17 protein-coding genes, 1 pseudogene, 1 CRISPR repeat array and 1 riboswitch are annotated in these 24,287 nt (G+C 52.0%); of the genes and pseudogenes, 16 read left to right on the top strand and 2 right to left on the bottom strand.

Annotated elements, in window-relative coordinates; translation table 11 throughout:
* Positions 1-115: 115 nt before the first annotated feature.
* Positions 116-1,278: a CRISPR direct-repeat array (repeat unit 32 nt; unit sequence GTCGCTCCCCGTGCGGGAGCGTGGATTGAAAC).
* A 145-nt stretch (positions 1,279-1,423) separates the two neighbouring features.
* A complete protein-coding gene (locus QOL74_RS17265) occupies positions 1,424-2,518 on the bottom strand; it encodes an HD-GYP domain-containing protein (protein WP_283410751.1) in 1,095 nt (364 codons plus the stop codon).
* A gap of 59 nt (positions 2,519-2,577) precedes the next feature.
* A riboswitch (cyclic di-GMP riboswitch) is annotated at positions 2,578-2,659 on the bottom strand.
* Positions 2,660-2,935: 276 nt separating this feature from the next.
* Between QOL74_RS17265 and QOL74_RS17260 the strand changes: the two are divergent.
* The 5 genes and pseudogenes from QOL74_RS17260 to QOL74_RS17240 form a co-directional block, all read left to right on the top strand.
* Positions 2,936-3,226 (top strand): annotated as a pseudogene (locus QOL74_RS17260) (glutaredoxin family protein); the annotation flags it as partial.
* Between the two features lie 32 nt (positions 3,227-3,258).
* Positions 3,259-3,837 (top strand): dihydrofolate reductase family protein, encoded by a 579-nt coding sequence (locus QOL74_RS17255; protein ID WP_283410750.1) that lies wholly within the window; start codon positions 3,259-3,261, stop codon positions 3,835-3,837.
* 72 nt (positions 3,838-3,909) lie between these two features.
* A complete protein-coding gene (locus tag QOL74_RS17250) occupies positions 3,910-4,770 on the top strand; it encodes an NAD(P)-dependent oxidoreductase (RefSeq protein ID WP_283410749.1) in 861 nt (286 codons plus the stop codon).
* A gap of 289 nt (positions 4,771-5,059) precedes the next feature.
* Positions 5,060-7,525: a transglycosylase domain-containing protein gene (locus QOL74_RS17245; protein ID WP_283410748.1), complete on the top strand. Its 2,466-nt coding sequence runs from the start codon at positions 5,060-5,062 to the stop codon at positions 7,523-7,525.
* An 11-nt stretch (positions 7,526-7,536) separates the two neighbouring features.
* Positions 7,537-8,826 (top strand): dihydroorotase, encoded by a 1,290-nt coding sequence (locus QOL74_RS17240; RefSeq protein ID WP_283410747.1) that lies wholly within the window; start codon positions 7,537-7,539, stop codon positions 8,824-8,826.
* 167 nt (positions 8,827-8,993) lie between these two features.
* Here QOL74_RS17240 and QOL74_RS17235 read toward each other — a convergent pair whose 3' ends face one another.
* The gene (locus tag QOL74_RS17235; RefSeq protein WP_283410746.1) at positions 8,994-11,198 is read right to left on the bottom strand and encodes a diguanylate cyclase domain-containing protein; all 2,205 of its coding nucleotides are present in this window, start codon (positions 11,196-11,198) and stop codon (positions 8,994-8,996) included.
* Positions 11,199-11,464: 266 nt separating this feature from the next.
* On the opposite strand from QOL74_RS17235, the gene QOL74_RS17230 reads away from it, so the two are divergent.
* The 11 genes from QOL74_RS17230 (at position 11,465) to kamE (ending at position 24,184) form a co-directional block, all read left to right on the top strand.
* The gene (locus tag QOL74_RS17230) at positions 11,465-12,709 is read left to right on the top strand and encodes an EAL domain-containing protein (RefSeq protein WP_283410745.1); all 1,245 of its coding nucleotides are present in this window, start codon (positions 11,465-11,467) and stop codon (positions 12,707-12,709) included.
* Between the two features lie 155 nt (positions 12,710-12,864).
* Positions 12,865-13,233 carry a hypothetical protein gene (locus QOL74_RS17225; protein ID WP_283410744.1) on the top strand — a complete coding sequence of 123 codons (369 nt, stop codon included), beginning with the start codon at positions 12,865-12,867 and terminating at the stop codon, positions 13,231-13,233.
* A gap of 51 nt (positions 13,234-13,284) precedes the next feature.
* Positions 13,285-13,632, top strand: coding sequence for a cupin domain-containing protein (locus QOL74_RS17220; RefSeq protein WP_283410743.1), 348 nt, complete (start codon positions 13,285-13,287; stop codon positions 13,630-13,632).
* Positions 13,633-13,710: 78 nt separating this feature from the next.
* Positions 13,711-14,865 (top strand): THUMP domain-containing class I SAM-dependent RNA methyltransferase, encoded by a 1,155-nt coding sequence (locus QOL74_RS17215; protein WP_283410752.1) that lies wholly within the window; start codon positions 13,711-13,713, stop codon positions 14,863-14,865.
* Positions 14,866-14,896: 31 nt separating this feature from the next.
* Entirely contained in the window at positions 14,897-16,321 is a 1,425-nt protein-coding gene (locus QOL74_RS17210) for a sigma-54 interaction domain-containing protein (protein ID WP_283410742.1), read from the top strand.
* Positions 16,322-16,715: 394 nt separating this feature from the next.
* On the top strand, positions 16,716-17,759 hold the full coding sequence (gene kdd, locus QOL74_RS17205) for an L-erythro-3,5-diaminohexanoate dehydrogenase (RefSeq protein ID WP_283410741.1): 1,044 nt from the start codon (positions 16,716-16,718) through the stop codon (positions 17,757-17,759).
* A gap of 132 nt (positions 17,760-17,891) precedes the next feature.
* A complete protein-coding gene (kamA, locus tag QOL74_RS17200) occupies positions 17,892-19,142 on the top strand; it encodes a lysine 2,3-aminomutase (RefSeq protein WP_283410740.1) in 1,251 nt (416 codons plus the stop codon).
* On the top strand, positions 19,139-20,206 hold the full coding sequence (gene kamB, locus QOL74_RS17195; RefSeq protein WP_283410739.1) for a lysine 5,6-aminomutase reactivase subunit KamB: 1,068 nt from the start codon (positions 19,139-19,141) through the stop codon (positions 20,204-20,206). The genes kamA and kamB overlap by 4 nt, the downstream gene beginning before the upstream one ends.
* The gene (gene kamC / locus QOL74_RS17190; protein ID WP_283410738.1) at positions 20,203-21,876 is read left to right on the top strand and encodes a lysine 5,6-aminomutase reactivase ATPase KamC; all 1,674 of its coding nucleotides are present in this window, start codon (positions 20,203-20,205) and stop codon (positions 21,874-21,876) included. The genes kamB and kamC overlap by 4 nt, the downstream gene beginning before the upstream one ends.
* The gene (kamD, locus tag QOL74_RS17185) at positions 21,873-23,429 is read left to right on the top strand and encodes a lysine 5,6-aminomutase subunit alpha (RefSeq protein ID WP_283410737.1); all 1,557 of its coding nucleotides are present in this window, start codon (positions 21,873-21,875) and stop codon (positions 23,427-23,429) included. Before kamC ends, kamD begins: the two co-directional genes overlap by 4 nt.
* The gene (gene kamE, locus QOL74_RS17180) at positions 23,429-24,184 is read left to right on the top strand and encodes a lysine 5,6-aminomutase subunit beta (protein ID WP_283410736.1); all 756 of its coding nucleotides are present in this window, start codon (positions 23,429-23,431) and stop codon (positions 24,182-24,184) included. Before kamD ends, kamE begins: the two co-directional genes overlap by 1 nt.
* The last annotated feature ends 103 nt before the right edge of the window (positions 24,185-24,287 follow it).

Genomic DNA, 24,287 nt, shown 5'->3' with positions numbered 1-24,287 from the left:
CTTGATCCCATTTGTATCGTCTCCTTTGTCATTTCATTATATCTTTGACATCGGAAAGTCTCAATTCAACATGTCCTATTTTCATTCTAACATCATTACTCTTGGAGAACTTTATGTCGCTCCCCGTGCGGGAGCGTGGATTGAAACGAGCGGGGGCTCGGCTGTTGGGTTTTGAATATAGGTCGCTCCCCGTGCGGGAGCGTGGATTGAAACGCCCTTAGTCATGAGAGTTCACCCCTTCAACGCTAGTCGCTCCCCGTGCGGGAGCGTGGATTGAAACCCAGACACCATACATGGAGTCATCACCCAGTCAGGGTCGCTCCCCGTGCGGGAGCGTGGATTGAAACCAATTGATGTCAGAGCTGACTGGTATGGACACACCGTCGCTCCCCGTGCGGGAGCGTGGATTGAAACTTGACGAAGCAATGGAAGCCTTTGGAGATCTGGAGTCGCTCCCCGTGCGGGAGCGTGGATTGAAACTTAGGAATCAAGCAGAGATGCTTTTCGATCCCTTGTCGCTCCCCGTGCGGGAGCGTGGATTGAAACTGGACACTGATATGATCGCAGTGCCAGGGAGAACGTCGCTCCCCGTGCGGGAGCGTGGATTGAAACCAAAGCAAAAGGCGGCAAGCCGGTTGACAAGTCTGTCGCTCCCCGTGCGGGAGCGTGGATTGAAACCTTCCTGAGGTGCCTAACAAATATCGGGAGTATAGTCGCTCCCCGTGCGGGAGCGTGGATTGAAACTGGGAGATTCCCAGGAACACCTTTACAGCCTGCGGGTCGCTCCCCGTGCGGGAGCGTGGATTGAAACATTCCGTCAGTCACACCACCGGTTACCAAACCATCGTCGCTCCCCGTGCGGGAGCGTGGATTGAAACAAATACGGTGTTAATTAAATTATATAAATCAATAGTCGCTCCCCGTGCGGGAGCGTGGATTGAAACTCCTTTGACAATTTCCCGAAAGGATCCGTAGCGGGTCGCTCCCCGTGCGGGAGCGTGGATTGAAACTATCAAAAGAAGGTAATGCTGCCACTGTTAACCTGGTCGCTCCCCGTGCGGGAGCGTGGATTGAAACAAGACAGACGGCAACACGCGGCCGCTGATTATCAGGTCGCTCCCCGTGCGGGAGCGTGGATTGAAACAAGACAGACGGCAACACGCGGCCGCTGATTATCAGGTCGCTCCCCATGCGGGAGCGTGGATTGAAACAATCATCACATCACGCATTTCTTCCAGCAATTCTGGTCGCTCCCCGTGCGGGAGCGTGGATTGAAACACATAACATAAGAAACGCTTGTGCCATTGATCAACACAATTGTTAGCTGCGCGTTAAAATAATCCCCTAAGATAAGACCCTTGAAGCTTTGCTACTTCAAGGGTCTTATCTTAGGGGAACATACCGTCGAATATAAAAACAATATTTAACTGATCGCCGCCATGGTTAAATCTGTCAAAATCACTCGGTTGAGAGATTTCATCAGGTCGATGATTTCGCCTCGATCAGATCCCTTGAGAATTTTAACCTTGGGGCGCAAGAAAAAGTTGCGGTTGGTTTCCACCACTGTGGCGACACTGCCGTCATTCAGTTTGACCAGCGTATTAACCGGGTAAGGGTTCACGTGCTTCATATAGATTTTAGTGAGAGCCGGATCAAAGTGAGAACCTCCGCCCCCCATAATGTACTCAAGGCACTCGCTGAGAGTTTCCGGTTTGCGGTAAGGTCTTTCTGAAGACAGAGAATCAAAGCGGTTGGCGATGGCGGTGATTCGGGAGAATTGGTGGATCTCTTCCCCGGATTTCTGGTGGGGGTAGCCGGTGCCATCAAATTTTTCATGATGCTCCAGCGCCATGATTTTAACGGTGGAAGGCATATTCAGCTGAGTGGTTAAAAAAGCAAATCCCTTGATGGTATGAGCCTGAGCAATTGATAGTTCTTCAGGAGTCAACGGATCTTGTTTGCTTAGTATTTCTGAAGGTGTTTGAAGATGCCCAATATCATGGAACAGGGCTCCCAGTGCCAGCTTTTCAAGAGCGGGCCGGCTCAGACCGGCAGCGCTTCCCAAAATGGTGGCATGAATCATGGTGTTGACAGAATGTTGAAACAGTGCGGAGTTGACGTGCTTTATGTCCATCATTTCGACAACAATATCCGGTTTAAGAAAAATATCATCCACTATCTCGGCAACGCCAGATCGCAGCTGAAGAAGGTTGGCAGCTGTTTGTTGGTTTGTCATGGTGTTCAGTGTGCCATCGCTGTCATAGGACAGTCCTGAAGCCAGACGACGCAGCTGAGTAACCATTTTTTGCCGTAGTTCGGGATTTACCACATCATTTAGCTCATAATCATTGTCTTCAGCATAAATATAAATAAAATGATAGTCCATGGCTATCAGCCGGTTAATAATATAACTGGTCAAACGGGTCCCTTTTTTAACAAGAACTTGAGAGTGGTCATCATAAAGTGGCTGCCCCAGAATTTGGCCGGGCACCAATTGAGAGACGCGGGTTAGCTGCATGAGTATTCTCCTAACAATAAACTTGTTAATCGGTTGGCGAAAACAGGTTTATCCTGAGTTGCGGCAACTGGCTGCCATAGCGTATGCTTTAGGCCCTTGGCTTTGCGTCGCCGGCTTTCGCCGGGTTTGCATTTCACAGATGTCGTTATAATACATTTTGACATAGTTGTCCGGGTTTTTCAATAAAACCAGTGTTAAGAAATCATTTGTACGATGATCAGTACAGTAGTTAGTGATTCGATTAGTCAGGATTTGAAAAGATCTAACAGCATGATTAAGTTGAGATGTTGTCAGGGAAAAAGGGTATGAGATTTTTAGAACCAGTCACCAAACACAAATGTTAGGAGAGATGACAAGATGAAACATGAGTATAAAAAGATCATTATGTATTCAAGCCAGACATGACCCTACTGTCAACAGGCGAAAGCGTTTCTTTCGCAGAGTGGATTTTTTTATGAAGTGAGAGATATTAACACGAACCAGCTGTATCACGCCGAATTTTCGAAACTTGGGGCCACGGGTGTACCCACCTTTCTTGTAGGCGGCGAAATGGTGGTTGGATTTGACAAAAACAGGATTGAGACGTTGTTGGATTATCGCGTGGTTGCATGTGCTGCGTGCAAGAGCCGCATGCGAGTACCCAAAAATAAAGGGAAACTACGCATTACCTGCACCCATTGCCGTCATCAGTTTGAAATAATTACTTGATACCATATCCCATGCAATAGGGAGGCGAAAAAATGAAAACAGTCTTCAATGCTGCTGCCAGCCTGGACGGGTATATAGCAGATGACCGCAACTCGCTGGAATGGCTGTTTCAGTTGGGAGATCCTGAAGATACTGAGTTTGACAGATTTTATGATCAGGTGGGGACTATTGCCATGGGATCCACGACTTATCAGTGGATTTATGATCATCAGGTAAGTGTTTCCAATAAACCATCAGATGCCTGGCCATATAAGGTGCCTGTATGGGTATTCTCCAATCGGACGATGCCCCGAATCGAAAACAGGGACATTCGTTTTGTCTCAGGCAGCGTGGAACCGGTGCATGATGCCATGTGCCGGGAGGCAGGTGATAAAATCAGGTGGATCGTTGGTGGTGGAGATCTGGCAGCACAGTTTTATGATGCGGGTCTGCTGAATGAAATCATCATTACCGTTGCTTCGGTGACGTTGGGAAAGGGTGCGCCGGTTTTTCCCCGAAGAACAGATGCGCCATTGAAATTGTTATCTGTTAAACAGTATGGAAGCGCTTTCGCTGAACTTCATTATGAGATACAATACGTGAATCCATCGACTGCAGTGAAAGATCAATAGAAGAATACGATTCTGATAACCGAACTTACCAGACCGCTGAATGATGGGACTCTGCGAAGGAGGAATACTGACATGAAACCACAAACTGCCTTTATTGGACTGGGTGCCATGGGGTTCCCCATGGCCTGCCGATTACTTGACGCAGGATACCCCGTGAAAACGGCTGTGCATCGCAATCTGGAAAAAGCCAGCCAGCTGAAAGAGAAAGGCGCTGTCATTGCGTCCGATTTTTCGGAGGCTGTGAAAGGGGCTAAACTGATCTTTTCCATTGTTCCCGCTGATGAAGCGATGAAAGCGCTCTACCTGAATGAGCAGGTGATGGCAGCCATTGATCCGGAAGCCATCGTCATTGAAATGACATCGGCCTCCATGTCGGCGATGCAGGAAATTGGTCAGGCACTTCAGAAAAGAAACATCCGGGTGTTGGACAGCCCGGTGAGCGGCGGTATAAGCGGTGCCAGGGAGGGTACCCTTACCTTTATTGTCGGGGGAGATGCTGCCGTGCTTGATGAAGTCAGGCCGGCACTGGAATGCATGGCAAGCCGTATCATTCATGTGGGGCCGCTTGGGGCAGGCAAAGGCATGAAAGCGGCCAACCAAATGCTGGTGGGCATCCACATGGCAGCGGCGGCCCAGGCGCTGGCACTGGCGGAATCTGTCGGCATTGATCCTGATACATTCTTTCAGGTGATCAGCACCAGCTCGGGTGCCTCGAAAGTACTGGAAAACAAATTTCAACTGATGAAAAATCACCGTTTTGATCAGGGGTTTCAGCTTCAGCTTTTGGTGAAAGACATGAACATTGCCCTGGCACAGGGAGAAGGGCTGGATTTATCCATGCTGGAACAAGCCAGCGCCCTTTTTGCACAAGTACCGGCTGAACTGGCAGAGAAAGATTTTGCAGTGATCAGCGAGTTGTTCCGCAAAGCATAAAGTGTCTGATAGGATCCCGAAACATGCCGCAGAAAACAGTTGCGTTGCACCAATGACAGAAATCCTTTACAATAGAGGCTGAAAGCATGGTGGAGACCTTGATCTCCACACGCTTTTGGCCACTGTCGTTTTTTGACAGGGATTCACAGAGGTGAGACGAATCGTTATTATATCTGGTTCTTAACATCAAGCAGTAAGCAGTAAGTGGTAAACAGTAAACATCCAGCATTAAGCAGCCAACAATAGGCTAAGTGCAGTAAGCATCAATAATCATAAAGGATGAACCCTTATGGCCGAAAAAGCGCCCCGCACAGAAAAAATACAAAAAAAGAAACGCAAATGGCTCCGTACTTTGCGCACGATTTTTCTAACGGCGGTGCTGGTGATGCTGGTGATGCTGGGCGCTGTCACTGGAACGGCAGTGGCCATTGTGAGGGGCATCATCAATGATCTGGAACCCCTGGAAGCAGGCAACCTTTATCGGTTACTGGAAGAGAGCTCCTTCATCTACTACCGGGACCAGGGCGAATTGAAGGTGTTGGAGAAAATCGAAACGCCCCTTTACCGGGAAATTCTGGATTACGATGAAATGCCGCCCATGCTATTAAATGCATTTGTCGCCATTGAAGACGAACGTTTCTGGCAGCATAATGGCATCGACCTGCGCCGCATTCTGGGGGCTGGGTGGACCAATTACCGAACCGGGTCCCGTCAGGGAGCCAGCACCATTCACCAGCAATTGGCAAAAAACCTGTTTCTGACCCATGAACAAACCTATACCCGTAAAATTCAGGATGCCTATTATGGCATGCAGCTGGCAGAGCAACTGCCAAAAGAAAAAGTGCTGGAGGTGTATCTCAACACCATCTATCTGGGAGCGGGAGCCTATGGTGTTCAGGCAGCTTCACAGGTTTATTTCTCGAAGGATGTATCAGAACTGAACCTGGCGGAGATGGCACTGCTGGCAGGCATTCCCCGAAACCCCGCCCAGTATGCACTGATGAGAACGTTGGAAGAATCACAGGTACGTCCTCATCATACGGTGCTGATGCAAGAGGATGAAGGTTATGTGTTGGTTTACAACCCGGAAACCCGGCAGCGCCAGCGGCTGGTGCTTCATAAAATGAGGGAACTGGGATGGATCAGTGAAAACCAGTATCAGGAGGCTCTTGATCAGGATGTGCTGGCCCTGCTCCAGCCCAGCCGGTTTCAGCAGAATGACGAAATATCCACTTATTTTGGCGACCTGGTGCGCCAGGATGTACTGAAAAGCCTGGAGAGCTGGGGATATAGCCGGGAAGAGGCCCGACACCTGCTGTATCAGGGCGGATTACATATTCACAGCACGCTGGACTTGCAGCTGCAGCAAATACTGGAAGAAACCTTTGACACACCGGAATTATTCCCCGGTACTTTGCGTGACGCCAACGGGGATCTGCTGTTGGACAGTCATGGCAATGTACAGCCCCAGGCGGCCATGGTGGTGATGGATTATCGCACCGGTGAAATTAAAGCGCTCATGGGCGGCCGCATGGTGAATGGCGGGCGGCAGATTCTGAACCGGACACTGGTGGCCCGGCAGCCCGGATCTGCCATTAAACCCCTGGCTGTTTACACCGCCGCCATTGACAAGGGATGGACCGGCGCCTCCCGCATCAATGACGCGCCGGTGTACCTGGATGCCTCGCGGCCCAACCAGGCCTGGCCCCGCAACTGGTACCGGCAGGGCTATTTCGGATGGATCACCCTGCGGGATGCCCTCCAGTGGTCCAGCAATGTGGCCACGGTGAAATTACTGGCAGAAGTGGGCGGCAGTCGGACCGGGGCTTATGAAGTGATGTTTGAATACCTGGAAAAACTGGGAGTCACCACTCTTGTTTCCCGGGATGACCCTTACCGTGGTGCTGACGGCGGCCTGTATCATGATGAAACCTATTCCACCGCCCTGGGTGGAATGACCCTGGGGATTTCACCCCTGGAAATGACGGCGGCCTATGGGACCCTGGCCAATGAAGGGGTTTATGTGGAACCGGTCACCTTCACCCGCATCACCGACAGAAACGGGAATGTGCTGGTGGAACGGCCGGTGCGCCGGGAGCGGGTGCTCACGCCTCAGGGAGCTTTTGTTATGACAGATTTGCTGGTACACAGCATCACCTACGGAACCGGTGCCCGGGCAAAGCTGGATGCCACCAATAGCCTGATTCCCGTTGCGGGAAAAACGGGGACCACCACTGAAAACAAAGACGCCTGGTTTGTGGGATACACCCCTTATTACGCCGCCGGTCTCTGGATCGGCAACGACCGGCCTGAAGAGCTGGTGCAAGGCAGCGCCATGGCCGCCTCACTCTGGCAGCACATGATGATCCGCATTCATGAAAACCTGGAACCCAAAGACTTTGACCAACCGACAGATATTGAAGAAGTCACTATTTGTACCGTGTCAGGCCTGCGGGCCAATCGCTATTGCAGCAGTACCCGAAAAGAGTACTTTATCCTGGGAACAGCGCCGACAGGTGTTTGCCGGGTCCATGCGGCACCGCCGCCGGTGACGCCGTCTGAACCTGCAGAAGAAACGGGAGAAACGGGAGAAACGGCGGGAGAACCTGGTCAGCAAGCTGCGCCTCCAGGCCCGGAGGCACCTGCAAGTCAGCCGGGGCCTGAAGCTCCTCCTGCGACGTCACCCCAGCCGGCACCTGAATCAACACCCCAGCCGGCACCTGAGACAGAAGCACCTGAAACCAGTGGAGAATAGGAGAATTAATCATGAAAACCATCATTAAACACGTGCATTATCTGGACCCGGATACAGGCAGAGAACAGCAGGGACACCTGGTGATGAGCGACGGTTGCATCAGCGGGTTCACCGGTGACATGATCAGTGATGCCCATGAAGTGGTGGAAGGAGACGGCAAATGGGTATTGCCGGGTTTCATCGACGTGCATGTTCATTTTCGGGAACCTGGCGGTGAAATGAAAGAAACCCTTGAAAGTGGCTCAAAGGCAGCGGTGGCCGGTGGGTTTACGACAGTGGTCTGCATGCCCAATACCCAACCATCTCTTGATCATGGAGAAATCCTTCGGCAGCAATTGGCGAAGGCGGCAATGCTTCCCTGCCAGATGCTTTTCATGGGAGCGGTAACCCGGGGGTTGGCCGGCAGAGAAAGGGTGGATTTTAAGGAATACAACTTTCCCGGCGTGGTGGGCGTGACAGATGACGGCCGCCCCATTTCAGAGGCGCGTCTGATGATGGAGGCGCTGCAGGAAGGGAAACGATACGGCCTGTTGGTGGCCAACCACTGCGAAGATGAAAGCCTCATGTTTGACCGAAGTATGAATCAGGGAGTCGTATCTGAAAAACTGGGTCTTCATGGGGTGCCGGCCCTGGCAGAGGAGTTGATGGTGCAGCGGGATCTTTATCTGGCTGGTGCCACCGGCTGCTCTGTCCACTTACAGCATATTAGTACTGCCGCCAGTGTGGAGCTCATTCGCCGGGCCAAGGCCGAGGGGGTTTCTGTGACGGCTGAAGCTGCGCCCCATCATTTTGCCCTCACGGAGTACGCTGTGATGACCCGGGGGGCCATGGCGAAAATGAGCCCGCCCCTGCGACGGGAAGCTGATATGCGGGCGGTGAGGGAGGGACTGGCAGATGGCACCCTGGACTGCATTGCCACCGACCACGCCCCCCATGAAGCCGCTGCCAAGGGAGAGGATCTGATGAAGGCAGCCAACGGGGTGGTGGGACTGGAAACTGCTTTTGCTGCCGGTGTCACCCACTTAATCGATACGGGAACACTTTCGCTGAAACAGCTGGTGACCTGCATGAGCTCCCGGCCTGCTGCCATTTTGGGACTCTCGCAAAAAGGAACTCTGAAAACCGGCACTGACGCTGATGTGGTGTTGGTGGATCTTCGCCGCCGATGGACGGTGGATTCATCTGCATTTGCTTCAAAAAGCCACAATACCCCCTTTGAGGGAATGGCTCTCAGGGGGCAGGTGCAAGGCACATGGGTCAGGGGAAAGCGGGTCTATGAAAATCGGGTTTCAGCTGAATAGGCTTCACCGAACAGAAATCCTGTCAACCCAAGTGATGCTGTCAACTTTACCAATGTTGTCGATTCTGTCAATCTTACTGATTCTGTCATCTTTATCGATCCTGTCAATAGTGCCATCCTTGACGATTTTGTCAATCTTGTCAACGCTGCCGATCTTGACAAGGCGGTCTATATTGCAGCGGCGTCCTCTTCAATGAACTGGAGCACCCGGGTTTTGATCTGATCCCGAATGAGTCTCACCTGGGCCAGTTTATCTTCATGAGTACCTTCCACAGCCCCTGGATCCGGAAAGCTCCAGTTTTGACGCATCACCTTTCCGGGAAAGATGGGGCATTTTTCAGAGTTGTGCACATCACACACAGTGATGACATGGGTATACAGACGGCCTTCCTTAAAAAAATCAAACACACTGTTGGTGCTGTTGCCGGAAATATCGAAATCAATTTCCTGCATCACTTCCACCACCAGGGGATTTAAAGTGCCGGGCTCCAGTCCGGCACTTTCCACTTGGTAGGCATCTTTGCCGTAATGCTTCAAAAATGCTTCGGCCATCTGGCTGCGGGCAGCATTGTGCACGCACATAAAGAGAACTTTTCGTTGACGCATTGATTCATCTCCTCCATTTATGGCGGCATCCACCTGCCGCCAGTCTTCTTGTGTCAGTGATAGAAAGGAACTGCCGGTTGTTTCCTTGCACCGCTTTTTCCCCAGAGCGGCTGCCAGAGTGAGTCGGTCAATACTGCCGAAATCACTGGATTCATTGGTAACTGCGGCAATTGAAAGAGACACCAGTGGAAAGGTTTCCTTTTCGTGCCGGCGGTTTTGAGCCACTACGAAGCCCCGGGCCAGATCACCGGCATGATAATACTGGCGAATGGTTGAATCAAACTCTTGGATCACCTGTTGGCAAAGGGACTCATAGTGATAATGGGGAAGGATGATGACAAAATCATCACCGCCAATGTGGCCCAGAAAGGCATGGGGTTCATTGAGGAGCAACAGGTTCTTCTGAAGGATACTGCCCAGCGAACGAAGCACCCGGTCTCCTTTTTCAAATCCATAAATGTCGTTATAAGCTTTAAAATGGTCAACATCCACGTAAAGGAGTGTGCAGGTATTTAAATGCAGGGCCTGCTCCAGCTGGCGGGCGATGAGTTCATTGCCGGGGAGGCCGGTAAGGGGATTGGTATATTTGGCAATGCTCACATTCATCTCGGAGATGCGAATCAGCAGCTCCCGAATGCTTACCACCCCATGATAACGATCTTCCTTCTGAACAATGACATAATCATATAAATGATCCTGGCTGCGGCGCATGGCCAGTTCACCCACTTCATCAATGGGAGTCTGGTCATGAACCACCAGTGGATGGGTGACCATGATCAAACCAATGGGACGGTTCATAAAGATTTCATAACCATACTGGCGGCTGAGGTTCCGGTAAAACTGCTCCCGCATGATGAGTCCTGCGGCCCAGCCTTCATCAGACAAAACCACCAGCCCTTCAGTCAATGGATTGACAGCAAACAGTTCTTTTACTTCGGCACCAGTGCTTTTCAGTGAAACCGCGGGCACTTTGCCGGCAATGCTTCCCACCTGAACCGTCGCCGGCGGCGCAGGTCTGGTGGAAAAAGTGGACGAATTGGAGTTAACCACCTCTTGCAGATGAACGGCCGCCGGTGGCGGTTTCAGATCAGTGATGCAATCAAGGGGAGGGGAGAAATGGGTTCCGGTGCAATAAGGGATTTCAAAATGGACCGCCTTTTCAAGAGTGGCTGTATCTGCCACCTGACCAAGAAGAAGGGGGACGCCTGTCCATTTGGAAAACGCCTGGTAAAATGAATGATGTGGCATGGTTTCGTCAGCGGGACACCATTTCAACAGACAATGGCTGGCTTTCATTTCTCCTGAATGCTTCAACCATTCGTTTAGGAGAGGCATTGATACCGAAGCATCCACCTGAATGGTCAAGAAAAGGATATTAACCTGACGATAGTTGGTAATAAGGGGCTGAATGTATTCCATAAAACGGGGATCATTAAGAAACAACCCGGAAAAATTAATATAGACGGGAAGCCCCAAAGCATGTGTCTCACTGAGGTGAGCGACAAAAAGAACCTCTGTAAGAAACTGAATGCGGCGTTGCAGATGAAAAAGCTCATCTGCTGAAAAAGCGGCTTCTCCCATGAAAGCTTCCAGTAATGGATCAAACCGCCGGCTGAAAGAGGAGCGCAACTCATAGCCACACACATTGAAATAAGTGGTGCTGAAAATTGGTTCGAAAGTGGTTTGAGGTGGAAGTATTTCATGGAGCTCTTTGAGAGTCTGACCGGTTTCCTGAATCACCTGGTCATAAAGACGTCGGGAAATCATACTGCCAAGAACTCCTTTCCCGCACCCTGAAATCGAGGAATCACACAGGTGCATGAGGGGATGACGAAAACGGAACGTACTGAAAGCGTAACAGAGTCACATCAAGAACATGTCAATGGATGGTAAATATTCTGTTAAGCTTCCGGTTTTCCAAAAATTCACGGGAAGTTAACAAAATACTAACAGAAGCAAGCCGCGCTCGTGATAGAATAACAGCACCATTTATCATTCAAATACATAGGTGTAAGGGGAAGTGGGGAACAATTATGACAGCTGTGCCGCAGAACAACCACCAACTGAATCAGGAATTTTTATCCTTGCTGCATCACAAGCAGATCACCACCCACTTTCAGGCCATTGTTTCTCTAAGTGACGGCGAAGTGCTTGGCTATGAAGCTCTCAGCCGTGGACCTGAAAAAAGTTGGTTTTATAGGCCCGACCGGCTTTTTGACCATGCCCGCAGGCTCAACCGGGTGTGGGAGTTGGATCTTTTGTGCCGAAGCTGTGCTATTCAAAATGCCAGAGAGACCATCGGAAAGCATAAGCTTTTCATCAATGTTGACCCCGACAGCATCCTTGATCCAAAATTTCGAAAGGGGTTCACCCGGGAACAACTTAAAAGTGTGGAGCTGGATGCAGCCACCATTATTATTGAACTGACAGAAAAAACGGCGGTGACCGACTACCGCCATTTCAACAGGTTGCTACGCAATTATCTGGATCAGGGGTACCGTATCGCCATTGATGATGCCGGCAGTGGTTATTCTGGGCTTCGACTCATCGCAGAAACCAGGCCAGACTATCTGAAAATCGACATGGACTTGGTGCGTAATGTGGATAAAGACATGGTGAAGCGGGAGCTGCTGCGAAGCGTGCAACGATTTGCCCAACTGACAGGCATTAAAACCATCGCCGAAGGCATCGAAACCTGGGATGAGGCCAGAGCGCTCATGGATATGGGGGTGCATTACGGTCAGGGGTATTGGATCCAAAAACCGGCTCCGGTGATGGGTTTTCCCGCACCCGAAAAAGTGGAGGCCATGAAGGCTCATGGAAAACTGTTGACGCAGCTGAAGGGCAAATCTGAAGGGCTGACTGCCAGGGAGATCATGCGGCAGGACGCGACGCTGCAGTTAACAGACCGGTGCCGGGCTGCCGGCGACCTGTTTTCTGAAAATGACAACCTTCAGGGAATTGCCTTGTTGCAACAGAACCGGCCATTGGGTCTGGTGATGCGAAGCAAATACTATTATCAGATGGAAAAAAGCGGTGATGCTCACCGATTCCAGGAGCTTCCCCTGGGAGATGTGGCAGATCTTCAGCCGTTGATGGCCGGGAGTGACACACCTCTTCTTGATTTGTGCCGCATGGCCATGAGCCGGCGTGAACATCAGCTGTATGATTACCTGGTGATTCATGAAGACCAGCAATATTGCGGTGTTATTCCAGTGGCGCTGCTGCTGGATACGCTGGCACGCCGTCAGGAAGAAAATCAGTTTTCGGCGACATAACTGCCGGCAGCTTCGCCATCAGAGATAGTTCGCGGCTTTCAGACTTGCCTGTACCACTGCCGGTACAGGTTTTTTTGAGTCTTTGAACCATTGCAGAAACTCTGCTATAATGAGAAGAAACGCAGATGAAAATGCGCCGAAGAAGGGGTATGGGTATGGGCAAAAAGCAAGGAAAACAAACAGACACCCGGCAAATGAGCCTCGCAGGACTGTACGCCAGGGGCAAGAAACGCTATCTGCTGGTAAATGGTATGATTAGCTGGGGGTTGTCCACGGGGATTATTTTTTTGACCCTTTCCAGCCTCTGGAAGAACGGATTTTCTTTCAGTCACTGGAAACAGACCGTTTTCGGAGCGCCTGCAGTGGGAACGCTGTTGATTTTCATGGCGGGTGGATTGCTTTGGGGGCTCATCACCTGGTCAATGGTTGAGAAACAGATGGCCGCCCTGCAAACGTCAAAAAAGAAACAGACACCCAAAGGATCAAAAAGCGTCAGGGAAATAAAAGGAGTTAAAGGGAGTTAAAGGAGCTAAGGAACAAATAGACGGCCACCCCGTCATAAGGAGGAAAAAAACATGATTGTCGGACATACACAACAACTGGAGAAAAAAACGGTTACCCACCCCGAAGCCAAAAATGCTGCCATGCAGGTTCTCATCTCGCCAGAAGAAGGCTGGCAGGGCCACGTGATGCGGGTTTTCGAAGTGGCACCCGGCGGGTTTACTCCCAGACACCAACACCCCTGGCCGCACATAAACTACATTATTCGCGGCAATGCGACGCTGCATCTTAATGGAAGCGACCATCCACTGTCACCTGGATCCTACGCCTATGTACCGGCAGGTGCCCTGCACCAGTTCCAGAATACGGGTGAAGAACCCTTTGAATTTATCTGCATTGTGCCCGAGGAAGGACATCAATAAGTGAAAAAACAGGAAAGTAACCAATCCAATGCGATTCAAAAGGGAGCCGCCGCCAGCCAAAGGGCTGACCAGGGCCAGCTGGTGCAGTTGATTGCCACCACTGCCTTCGGGCTGGAAGCCATCGCTGCCAGGGAAATCAAGGCCCTGGGCTACGAGGTGCTTGAAACTGAAAATGGCCGCATCACCTTTCAGGGGCCTTTGGAAGCCATTTGTCGCGCCAACCTGTGGCTGCGTACCGCTGAGCGGGTGTTGCTGAAAATCGGCAGTTTCAAGGCAATGTCCTTTGAGGAACTGTTTGAGAAGACGAAGGCGCTTCCCTGGAGCCTCTATATTCCCGAAAAAGGCATTTTCCCGGTTTCAGGAAAATCCATCAAATCAAAATTGTACAGCGTGCCGGACTGTCAGGCCATTGTCAAAAAAGCGGTGGTGGAGAGTTTGAAAGGCACCTATGGCACCTCCTGGTTTCAGGAAAATGAAGGGCACTATGCCATCGAAGTGGCCCTGCTGAAAGACCAGGTGACCCTGACCCTTGACACCAGTGGCAGTGGCCTGCACCGCCGTGGTTACCGGGAAAGTTACCATCAGGCACCGTTGAAAGAAACCCTGGCGGCTGCCTTGGTCATGCTCAGTTACTGGAATCCAGACAGGGTGTTGGTTGACCCCTTCTGTGGTTCCGGCACAATTCCCATCGAAGCCGCACTCATCGGAAAGAACATCGCTCCGGGGATGAATCGTGATTTTGCTGCTCAGGAATGGCCCTGGATCGATGCCGCTCTATGGCGGCAGGCCAGAAAAGAAACCCATGAAGTGGCGCAGTTTCGGCGGCCTCTTCAAATTCAGGGCTACGATATCGACGAAAAGGCCATCCGTATGGCACGCCAGTATGGCGAACAGGCCCTTGACAGCCAGGAGATTCACTTTGAGCGCAGGGCAGTGGAAGACCTGGGATCCCGTTATCATTATGGCTGCCTCATCACCAACCCCCCTTACGGGGAAAGGATGGGAGAAGTGGAAGCTCTGGGCCAGCTCTACGAGACCATGGCCCAACGCTTTTTCAAACTCGATACCTGGTCCATTTATGTGTTGACGGCATACCCTGATCTGGAACGGATTTTTGGTAAAAAAGCAGACCGGCGACGAAAACTCTATAATGGCCGCATTATGTGCCAGTATTATCAGTATCAGGGTCCGCGACCTCCGCGAAGAGATGCAGAGATAAGTGCCGAAGATTAGGCGCTATGCCGAAAAATAGGCGGTGATAAGATTGGATCCCTTTAAAAACCGGCAAAATATGGAAAACCTTCTGGAACTGTTGAACGAAGGGATTCAGATGGTGGACGCCCAAGGGGTCATTGTGTACTGCAATGAAGCGGCAGCCACCTTGGACAGCCTTCATAAAGAGCAGGTGGTGGGCCATCATATTCTGGAGATCTATCCTTCTTTAACAGCAGAGTCAAGTACATTGCTGCAGGTGCTGAAAGTCGGTGAGCCCATTTGCGATTATCAGCAGACCTTTCTGAATTACCAGGGGAGTAAGATCACCACCATTAACACCACCATTCCCATTGTAGAGCAGGGAGCCATTGTTGGCGCTTTGGAAATCTCCAGGGATATCACCCGGGTGCGGGAACTGTCAGAACAGCTGGTGGATCTGCAAAAGAAAATGTACGGCACTCAGCGGCAATCGGCCCGACAATCCACCCGACAATCAACGGGAACGGCAAAATATACCTTTGACCATGTGGTGGGCCAGAGCACGGTGCTGGCCAGGTTGAAACAGAAGGCCATGAAAGCGGCCATGACCCAGTCTTCGGTCATTGTTTACGGCAGCACAGGAACGGGAAAAGAGTTGATTGTGCAGGCGATTCATAATGCCAGCCAGCGGCGGGAGAATCCCTTTGTGGCCCAGAACTGTGCGGCAATTCCGGCCACGTTGCTGGAGAGTATTCTTTTTGGAACGGTCAAGGGAAGTTTTACCGGAGCCGATCACCGGCCTGGTCTTTTTGAACTGGCAAACAAAGGCACTCTTTTTTTGGATGAAATCAACTCCATGCCCATGGAGCTGCAGGCAAAGCTGCTCCGGGTGCTGGAAGAAAAATCCATCAGACGGGTGGGGGATATCCGCACACGGGATGTGGATGTCCGCATCATCGCGGCGATGAATGTGGATCCTTTTGAGGCGGTTCAGAGCAAGATGCTGCGGGAAGATCTGTTCTACCGGCTGAATGTGGTATCATTGCGGCTGCCCGACCTGAAAGAACGTCAGGAAGACTTTCCCCGGCTGCTGGAACATTTTATTGAGAAGTTCAATGAACGACTGGGAAAGCATGTGAGGGGAATCACTCCCGAAGCCTATCGAATGCTGGAGCAGCATGACTGGCCCGGCAATGTCAGGGAGTTGGAGAATATCATTGAGGGGACGCTGAATGTCATGGAAGGTGATGCCATTGAGGCAGATGATCTGCCGCCCTATCTTCAGCGACGGCGCCCCCAGGCCGGCAAGGCGGCAGGTGTGGTGATGGTGGAGGGAGAAACGCTGAAGGGAGCCATGAACCGGCTGGAAAAACAGTTTATTCTGGCAACCTACCATCAAACCGGTGAAAATATCACCCGAACTGCGCGGTTGTTGGGACTTCCCCGCCAAACCCTGCAATACCGCCTGGGAAAGCTGGGCATCAAAACGCCGTAAACGCCGGCCAACGCCTGTCACTGAGACAGCGTTGGCCGGTTTTTTATGGGATCATTCCTTGTCATTTCGCGTGGAAGTTTCAAAGTTGTATGCCGAATAATCGGCGGTTGATGACATGGGGAGGCAATAAACTCCGTTTTTGCTGACTGAAAGCCAGTCATAATAGGCTAAAAACCGCATGGTTGAAGGATTTGTGAGATTTATTGACATCATGAATCGGGTTGGCATGATGATTGCATATCCATAAGAGAGGAGGATCATTCAAAGCGAGAAAAGCTTTGGGATGATCAGGATCATTTTTGAGGGAGGGTGAGTGCCGCTGGCGCATCACCTGACTGGTGGTTATGATGGCAGCACTTGGTGCGGCCTTAAAATCAAGAGGAGGGTTAAAAAAATGACAAAAGGAATCGGATGTCCCTACGGAACTCATCGGGTATTGGAGCCAAAAGGTGTCCTGCCCCAACCGGCACAGCGCATCGACAACACCATGGAAATTTATGACAATGAGGTACTTATTAATGTGCAGACCTTGAATGTGGATTCTGCCAGCTTCACCCAGATCAAAGAGCAGGCAGGCGGTAACCCTGAAAAAATCAAAGAAATCATGCTGGGAATCGTTACAGAACGGGGAAAACATCATAACCCTGTCACCGGATCAGGCGGCATGCTCATTGGAACCGTTGAAGCCATCGGCCCCGCCCTGGAAGGGAAAACAGACCTGAAAGTGGGCGACAAGCTGGCCACTTTGGTGTCTCTGTCGCTGACACCCCTGGTGATTGATGAAATTGTAGCCATCCGCAAAGAAATCGACCAGGTGGACATCAAAGGAAAAGCCATTCTTTTTGAAAGCGGAATCTACGCAGTGATTCCAAGTGATATGCCTGAAAATCTGGCCCTGTCAGTGCTGGATGTTGCGGGTGCGCCTGCACAGACAGCCAAGCTGGTAAAGCCGGGGGATACAGTGGTGGTCATCGGCGGCAACGGCAAGTCAGGCATGTTGTGTCTCTATGAAGCGAAGAAGCGGGCTGGCGTCACCGGCAAGGTCATTTGTGTGGGACGACGGGCAGAAGCGCTGGAAGAAATCAAGCCTCTGGGGCTGGCAAACGAATATGTACTGGCTGATTCCACCGATGCAGTGGGACTCATGGAGGCGGTCAAAAATGTGACCAACGGCGAAATGGCCGACGTGGTCATTAACTGCGTGAATATCCCCAATACCGAAATGGGCAGCATCCTGGCGGCTAAAGATACCGGGCTGATTTACTTCTTCAGCATGGCCACCAGCTTCACTAAAGCTGCACTGGGTGCAGAGGGTGTGGGACGTGACACCACCATGATCATTGGTAACGGATACACCAAGGGCCATGCGGCCATTGCCCTTCAGATTATGCGGGAAAGTGATGTATTGCGCAAGCGTTTTGAAGCCCTTTATGCATAAACCGCGGATCACAGGCCGGTTGAAAGACCTGTGGAAAAAATCGCCCTTCTGGCGATTTTTTCCACGCCAAATGAAACAGGCATGAGGGCAAGCCATTGATGCCAATCAAGAAAGTGAACGGAGGAGAAGAAAATGCGTTCCTATCAGGAAATTGAGCTTTGGAAGGATGTCACCGACGACCAGTGGAACAGCTGGGAGTGGCAGGTGAAAAATCGCATTACACAGGTGGAAGACCTGAAAAAAGTCATCAACCTGACACCCGAGGAAGAAAATGGTATCGAAAAAGCACTGGAAACCCTGCGTATGGGCATTACTCCCTATTATGCAGCGCTGATGGACCCTGATGATCCCCGCTGTCCGGTGCGCATGCAGGCGGTCCCCACTATGCGTGAACTCCATAAAAGTGCCTCTGACATGGATGACCCCCTTCATGAAGACGTGGACAGCCCGGTTCCCGGACTGACCCACCGCTACCCCGACCGGGTGTTGCTGCTCATTACCGATATGTGCGCCATGTACTGCCGTCACTGCACCCGCCGGCGTTTTGCAGGCCAAAAGGATACGGGTATGCCGGTGGACCGCATTGATGCAGCCATTGAATATATTAAAAACACCCCCCAGGTGCGTGACGTGCTGTTATCCGGCGGCGACTGTCTGCTGGTCTCCGACTCCCGCCTGGAATATATCATTGCCAAACTCCGGGAAATTCCCCATGTGGAAATAGTCCGTCTTGGCAGCCGCACACCGGTGGTGATGCCCCAGCGCATTACCGACGATCTGGTGAACATGCTGAAAAAATACCACCCCATCTGGCTGAATACGCATTTTAATCATCCCAAAGAACTGACGCCGGAAGCCAAAGAAGCGCTGGCACGCCTTGCCAATGCAGGCATTCCCCTGGGCAACCAGTCGGTGCTGATGCGGGGTGTGAACGACTGCATTCACGTGATGAAAGAACTGGTCCACGGCTTGGTGAAAGAACGGGTGCGACCCTATTACATTTATCAGTGCGATCTTTCCATGGGCATTGAGCATTTCCGCACCACCGTGGCAAAAGGCATTGAAATTATTGAAGGACTTCGGGGACACACCTCTGGTTATGCAGTTCCCAACTTTGTGGTGGATGCCCCCGGCGGCGGCGGTAAAATTCCCGTGGGGCCCCAGTACATGATTTCGCAGGGTGCCGGTAAAGTGGTGCTGCGAAACTATGAAGGCGTGATCACCACCTACTCTGAGCCCACTGATTATGTCAGTGATCCCGCCTGCGATGTATGCAACGGCAAAAGAAACAAAGAAGTCGGCGGTGTGGCCGGGCTGATTTTGGGAGAAAAAATTGCACTGGAACCTTCAGATCTGGAACGACACCGTCGCAGTCACCAATGAACCTGTGGTCGCTGATTCCCGACGAACTGAAAACAGTGGCAGTCATAGGAATGGCGAAGAATGCGGGAAAAACCGTGGTACTGAACCGTCTGATTACCGAAGCTGCTCAGGAAAACCGGCTGCTGGGGTTGACCTCCATTGGCCGGGATGGCGAGCTGGAAGACCTGGTGACAGGGACGGAAAAGCCGGGAATACTGGTGGAACCGGGAACGCTGCTGGCGACCACTGATTTGTGCCTCAGGCGCAGTGATGCCCGGGTGGAAATACTGGAGACAACCCGGGAAAAGACACCAGTGGGTCAGGTGGTGCTGGTGCGGGTCAGACAGCGGGGCTGGGTGGAACTGGCGGGTCCTGATACCAACAGAGGTATCCGCCGGGTTTGCAGGCAAATGCTGCGGTATGGTGCCCGCCAGGTGCTGGTGGATGGAGCGCTGAACCGTAAAACCAGCGCCTCGCCCGCCATTGCTGACGGCGGTATTCTGGCTACCGGTGCTGTACTGTCACGGGATTTGCGGGAGGCAGTGGCAGAAACGGCCCATCAGGTACAGGTGCTGGAAACACCCCTCTGGCAGCCCCAGGTACCACCTGTGCATCTTACCCAGGCCCGGATGGCAGGCATGGAAGCCTTGCTGCCTGAAGAGAGCGGCGTGGGACTGGTGCATGCCGATGGCGCCATTGAAGCCCTGCCTTTCGCCACGGCGTTGAGTCAGGGGAAAGAAATCGGCCGCCTGATGAAGCCCAGCCACCAGGGAGTACTCATCAGAGGCAGCCTTACCAACCGTACCGTCAGAGATCTGGTGGATACCACCCCGCTATACCGCGACATGCCCCTGGTGCTTGAGGACGCCACCCGCCTGTTTATTTCCCGGCAGGAGGCGAGGCTTTGGCAGAAGCAGGGATTGCAGCTTCAGGTGCTCCGCCCCATCCGCTTACTATTTCTCACTGTGAATCCCTGGTCACCAGGAGGATGGCGCTTTCAGAGCACTGATTTTTGCCGGCAGATGAGAGAAGCAGTTCAGACAGTGCCGGTGGTCAATGTGATGGGAAGGGAGGGCCTGGCATGACATTCTTTTTGAATGACAGCATTCCCGAAGCAATAGGGCTGACAGAAACCCTGGCCCGCCTGCCTTTGGAAACAGAATACGGCCGGCTGGCAAAAGAAGCCCTGAAACCTTTCTCCCGAGAAGAAGCGCTTCAGCTGGAAGAGTCGTGGCGTGAGATTGGTCTTTACCTGGAAGCAGACATGGCAAACCCTGATCTGTTGAAAAGCCTGCGGCAACATCTTCATGGCCTGCCCAACCTGCGCAAGTCGCTGCTGTTGGCAGCTCGGGGGGATCGACTGACAGATATTGAACTGTTTGAGATCAAAAAGCAGGCTTTTGCCACGGAGCGAATCAGAAAAGTGCTTCAGCACAATCGGAAGCTGTTGGTTTCGTCAGTTGAACTGGCCCCGGTTCAGTGGCTCATTAATCTGCTGGATCCCGAAGGAACAGGCATCGAAACATTTTATGTGTACGACTGTTATGATGATGAGCTGAAACACATTCGCCAGGAAAAAAACAGGCTGGAGGAAGGCCTGCGTCGCCAGACAAAGCTGCAGGAGCAGCAGGCTGTGGAAGTAACGGGCATACAGCCCCTTTGGAATGGTGAATTTCTTATTCCAGCAACCCATATAGAAATCATTCATCGCCTCGAGTCGCTGGGGACGTACGAAAAGACCGGCGAAACGGGAGGCGAATGGATTTACCGGCAGCGCAGACTACCGGAAGCAGAACAAACAGAAACGCTGTTAATGAGGGAAGATGAAGCGGAAAATCGGGTGCGCCAGCGTCTCAGTGAAAGGATCGGGGAAGCGCTGGAGCCGCTGATGGCCAATACATTTGCCCTGGCACAGATGGACCTGTTGCTGGGCAAGGTGGTACTGGCCCGGCGATATCGGTCCTGTTGCCCCGCGCTGACAGACGAAGCTGCCATTTGCATCACGGGAGGAAGGCACCCGGTTCTGGAAGAAGCCCTGCGCCGACAGCGCCGACAGCCCACCGCGGTGGATATTGAAATGAGCCGGGGGGTGACGGTGATTACCGGAGCCAATATGGGCGGTAAAACCATGACACTGAAGATGACGGCCCTCCTTACCACCCTGGCCCAGATGGGGTTTTGGGTACCGGCGGATCACTTCGCCTTTCAGCCGGTGGACTGGCTTTATTTTTCAACAGGCGACCAGCAGTCTCAGTCCATGGGACTGTCCACCTTTGGAGCAGAAATATATGCACTGAAAGAAGTGCTGCAGCGTACGCATGAATCAGGACTGTTGCTGCTGGATGAGCTGGCCAGCGGCACCAATCCTTTGGAAGGGACCTGTATTTCCAGGGCTATTGTGGCACATTTAAGTCAAAGCGAAGCCATTTCAGTCGTCACCACCCATTACGACGGTGTTGGCGATCTGCCGGGAGTCAGACATCTGCAAGTGCTGGGACTTAATCGGGCAACCCTCCAAAAGCTGAAGCATCAGGTACAGGAAACAGGATGGTCTTCAGGCCTTTTCGAAGCTGCCATGGACTACCGCCTGCAACCCCGGGAACCCGGCGTGCCGGTGCCGAAAGATGCCATTGCAGTGGCATCGCTGATGGGATTGCAGCCTGACATTCTGGAGGCGGCCCAACGGTGGCTGTGCCTTCATCAGGAAGCAACAGTGGAAAACCCCGTTAACGGGGAGAGGGAGGAAAGCGAATGAAAAGTAAACTGAACCTTAATCCGGCACTCATTCAGCAAGCCAGAGCATCGGCAGAGGCTATTGCACAGGAAGTGCAGGGATTCATTGACGATCATACCACGGTTACCGTGGAGCGCACCATCGCCCGATTAATGGGCATTGACGGGATTGATGAAGTGGATCAACCCCTGCCCAATGTGGTGGTGAACCACATTCGTGAAGGGGGAGGTCTGGAAACAGGCGTGGCCTACTGGCTGGGGAATGCCATGGTGGCCACCGGCAAAAGCCCCCAGGAAATTGCCGAAGGGGTGAGTGATGGTTCCCTGAACTTACTTGAAATTCCTGCGCAAAACCGTTCAGAAGTGGAAGCGGTGGTGGGGCGTGTTGCCGGTGACATGGTCACCAGAATCCGCCAGAACCGGCAGACCCGGGACCAGATGCTGACAGAGCTGGGAGAAGGGCCAAAGCCATACCTGTACCTGATTGTGGCCTCTGGCAATATCTATGAAGACGTGGTGCAGGCCCAGGCGGCGGTGCGGCAGGGTGCCGATATCATTGCCGTGATTCGCAGCACTGCCCAGAGCCTGCTGGACTATGTACCCTATGGGCCCACCACAGAGGGATTTGGAGGCACTTATGCCACTCAGGAAAACTTCAGGATTATGCGAAAAGCCCTGGATGAGACAGGTGAACAGGTGGGTCGCTACATTCGGCTGTGCAATTACTGCAGCGGTTTGTGCATGCCCGAAATTGCCGCCATGGGAGCCATTGAACGGCTGGATGTGATGTTGAATGATGCCCTTTACGGTATTCTGTTCCGGGACATCAACATGCAGCGAACACTGGTGGATCAATTTTTCTCAAGGGTGATCAACGGGTTTGCCGGGATCATCATCAACACTGGAGAAGATAACTACCTGACCACTGCTGATGCGGTGGAAGAAGCCCACACGGTGGTGGCTTCCCAGTTCATCAATGAACAGTTTGCCTTAAAAGCAGGGCTTCCGGAGGAACAGATGGCCCTGGGCCACGCCTTCGAAATGGACCCGGATATTCCCAATGGTTTTCTTCTTGAGCTGGCCCAGGCACAAATGGCCCGGGAGATCTTTCCCAAAGCTCCCCTGAAATACATGCCTCCCACCAAGTTCATGACGGGAAACATTTTTAAGGGACACATTCAGGATGCCATGTTCAATCTGGCATCCATCTGGACCCATCAGGGAATTCAGCTGCTGGGAATGCTCACGGAAGCCAATCATACCCCCCATCTACATGACCGGGCCCTAGCCATCGAAAATGCCAAGTACATTTTCAACAACTGCCGGGATATCGGTGAAGAAGTGGAGTTTAAAGAAGGCGGCATGATTCAGCGAAGGGCGCAACAGGTACTGGCAGACGCGGTGGCGCTCTTAACGCAAATCGAATCAGACGGCCTTTACAAAACGATTGAAGAAGGAAAATTTGGCGGCGTTAAGCGATCCCGCACCGGCGGTAAAGGGCTGAAGGGCGTTTTCCGAAAAGGTGCCGGATATATGAATCCCTTTATTGCTTTGATGCTGGGAGGTGAGCGGTAATGTCGGTACAACAGGTTGATCTTGCAAATGTTAAACCTTACGGAGATACCCTTGACGACGGAATGGTGCAATTAAGCTTCTCGCTGCCGGTACCCTATGGGGAAGAAGCCCGGGAAGCAGCCCGAAGACTGGTGCTGAAAATGGGGATGGAAGAACCCAATGTGGTGAATGCCATGGACCTGGGTATTGGTTACACCTATTTCATTGTTTATGCCAAATGCCAGCACAGCATTAACTACAATGCCATTAAAGTGCCCAAGGTGGAAGTGGAACGCATGAGCAAGGAAGAAGTGGAAGAGTTCATTGAACATCAGGTGCGCCGGGATGTGGTGATATTGGGAGCCTGTACCGGCAGTGATGCCCATACGGTGGGGATTGATGCCATTATGAACATGAAGGGTTTTCATGGTCATTACGGTTTGGAGCGCTATAAAGGTGTGCAGGCGTACAACCTGGGAAGTCAGGTGGAAAACGAGGAACTGATTGCCAAGGCCATTGAGCTGAAAGCAGATGCATTGCTGGTGTCTCAGGTGGTCACGCAGAAAGATGTCCACATTAAAAACCTGACACATCTCATTGAACTGCTGGAAGCGGAAAACCTTCGTGACCGGCTGGTGGTGGTGTGCGGCGGTCCGCGCCTGTCCCATGAACTTGCAAAGGAACTGGGATATGATGCCGGTTTTGGATCCGGCAGTTACGCCGAAGATGTGGCGGCCTTTGTGGTACACGAAATGGTGGAACGAAAGCTGGTGTAACGCCGGTCGCTCCTTTATATTTTCTGCCCGTTTCCGGTCATCAGACCGGCAGCGGGCTTTTTATGTTACAATAAAGCTGAATCATCAGCGTGAATCATCAATC

It is taken from the genome of Anoxynatronum buryatiense (genome assembly GCF_900182905.1).
Classification (GTDB): Bacteria; Bacillota; Clostridia; order Peptostreptococcales; family Tindalliaceae; genus Anoxynatronum; species Anoxynatronum buryatiense.
The sequence above is the reverse complement of the archived record's forward strand: the minus strand, read 5'-3'. Positions and strand labels throughout refer to the sequence as shown.

Bases quoted from the DNA above. Each gene is read 5' to 3' on its own strand.
- QOL74_RS17235 (WP_283410746.1), bottom strand. From the start codon at position 11,198: ATGATTTCCCGACGTCTTTATGACCAGGTGATTCAGGAAACCGGTCAG.
- kamE (WP_283410736.1), top strand. From the start codon at position 23,429: ATGTCGGTACAACAGGTTGATCTTGCAAATGTTAAACCTTACGGAGAT.
- QOL74_RS17250 (WP_283410749.1), top strand. From the start codon at position 3,910: ATGAAACCACAAACTGCCTTTATTGGACTGGGTGCCATGGGGTTCCCC.
- kamB (WP_283410739.1), top strand. From the start codon at position 19,139: ATGAACCTGTGGTCGCTGATTCCCGACGAACTGAAAACAGTGGCAGTC.
- kamC (WP_283410738.1), top strand. From the start codon at position 20,203: ATGACATTCTTTTTGAATGACAGCATTCCCGAAGCAATAGGGCTGACA.
- QOL74_RS17220 (WP_283410743.1), top strand. From the start codon at position 13,285: ATGATTGTCGGACATACACAACAACTGGAGAAAAAAACGGTTACCCAC.
- QOL74_RS17240 (WP_283410747.1), top strand. From the start codon at position 7,537: ATGAAAACCATCATTAAACACGTGCATTATCTGGACCCGGATACAGGC.
- QOL74_RS17245 (WP_283410748.1), top strand. From the start codon at position 5,060: ATGGCCGAAAAAGCGCCCCGCACAGAAAAAATACAAAAAAAGAAACGC.
- QOL74_RS17265 (WP_283410751.1), bottom strand. From the start codon at position 2,518: ATGCAGCTAACCCGCGTCTCTCAATTGGTGCCCGGCCAAATTCTGGGG.
- QOL74_RS17230 (WP_283410745.1), top strand. From the start codon at position 11,465: ATGACAGCTGTGCCGCAGAACAACCACCAACTGAATCAGGAATTTTTA.
- QOL74_RS17255 (WP_283410750.1), top strand. From the start codon at position 3,259: ATGAAAACAGTCTTCAATGCTGCTGCCAGCCTGGACGGGTATATAGCA.
- kdd (WP_283410741.1), top strand. From the start codon at position 16,716: ATGACAAAAGGAATCGGATGTCCCTACGGAACTCATCGGGTATTGGAG.
- QOL74_RS17225 (WP_283410744.1), top strand. From the start codon at position 12,865: ATGGGCAAAAAGCAAGGAAAACAAACAGACACCCGGCAAATGAGCCTC.
- kamD (WP_283410737.1), top strand. From the start codon at position 21,873: ATGAAAAGTAAACTGAACCTTAATCCGGCACTCATTCAGCAAGCCAGA.
- kamA (WP_283410740.1), top strand. From the start codon at position 17,892: ATGCGTTCCTATCAGGAAATTGAGCTTTGGAAGGATGTCACCGACGAC.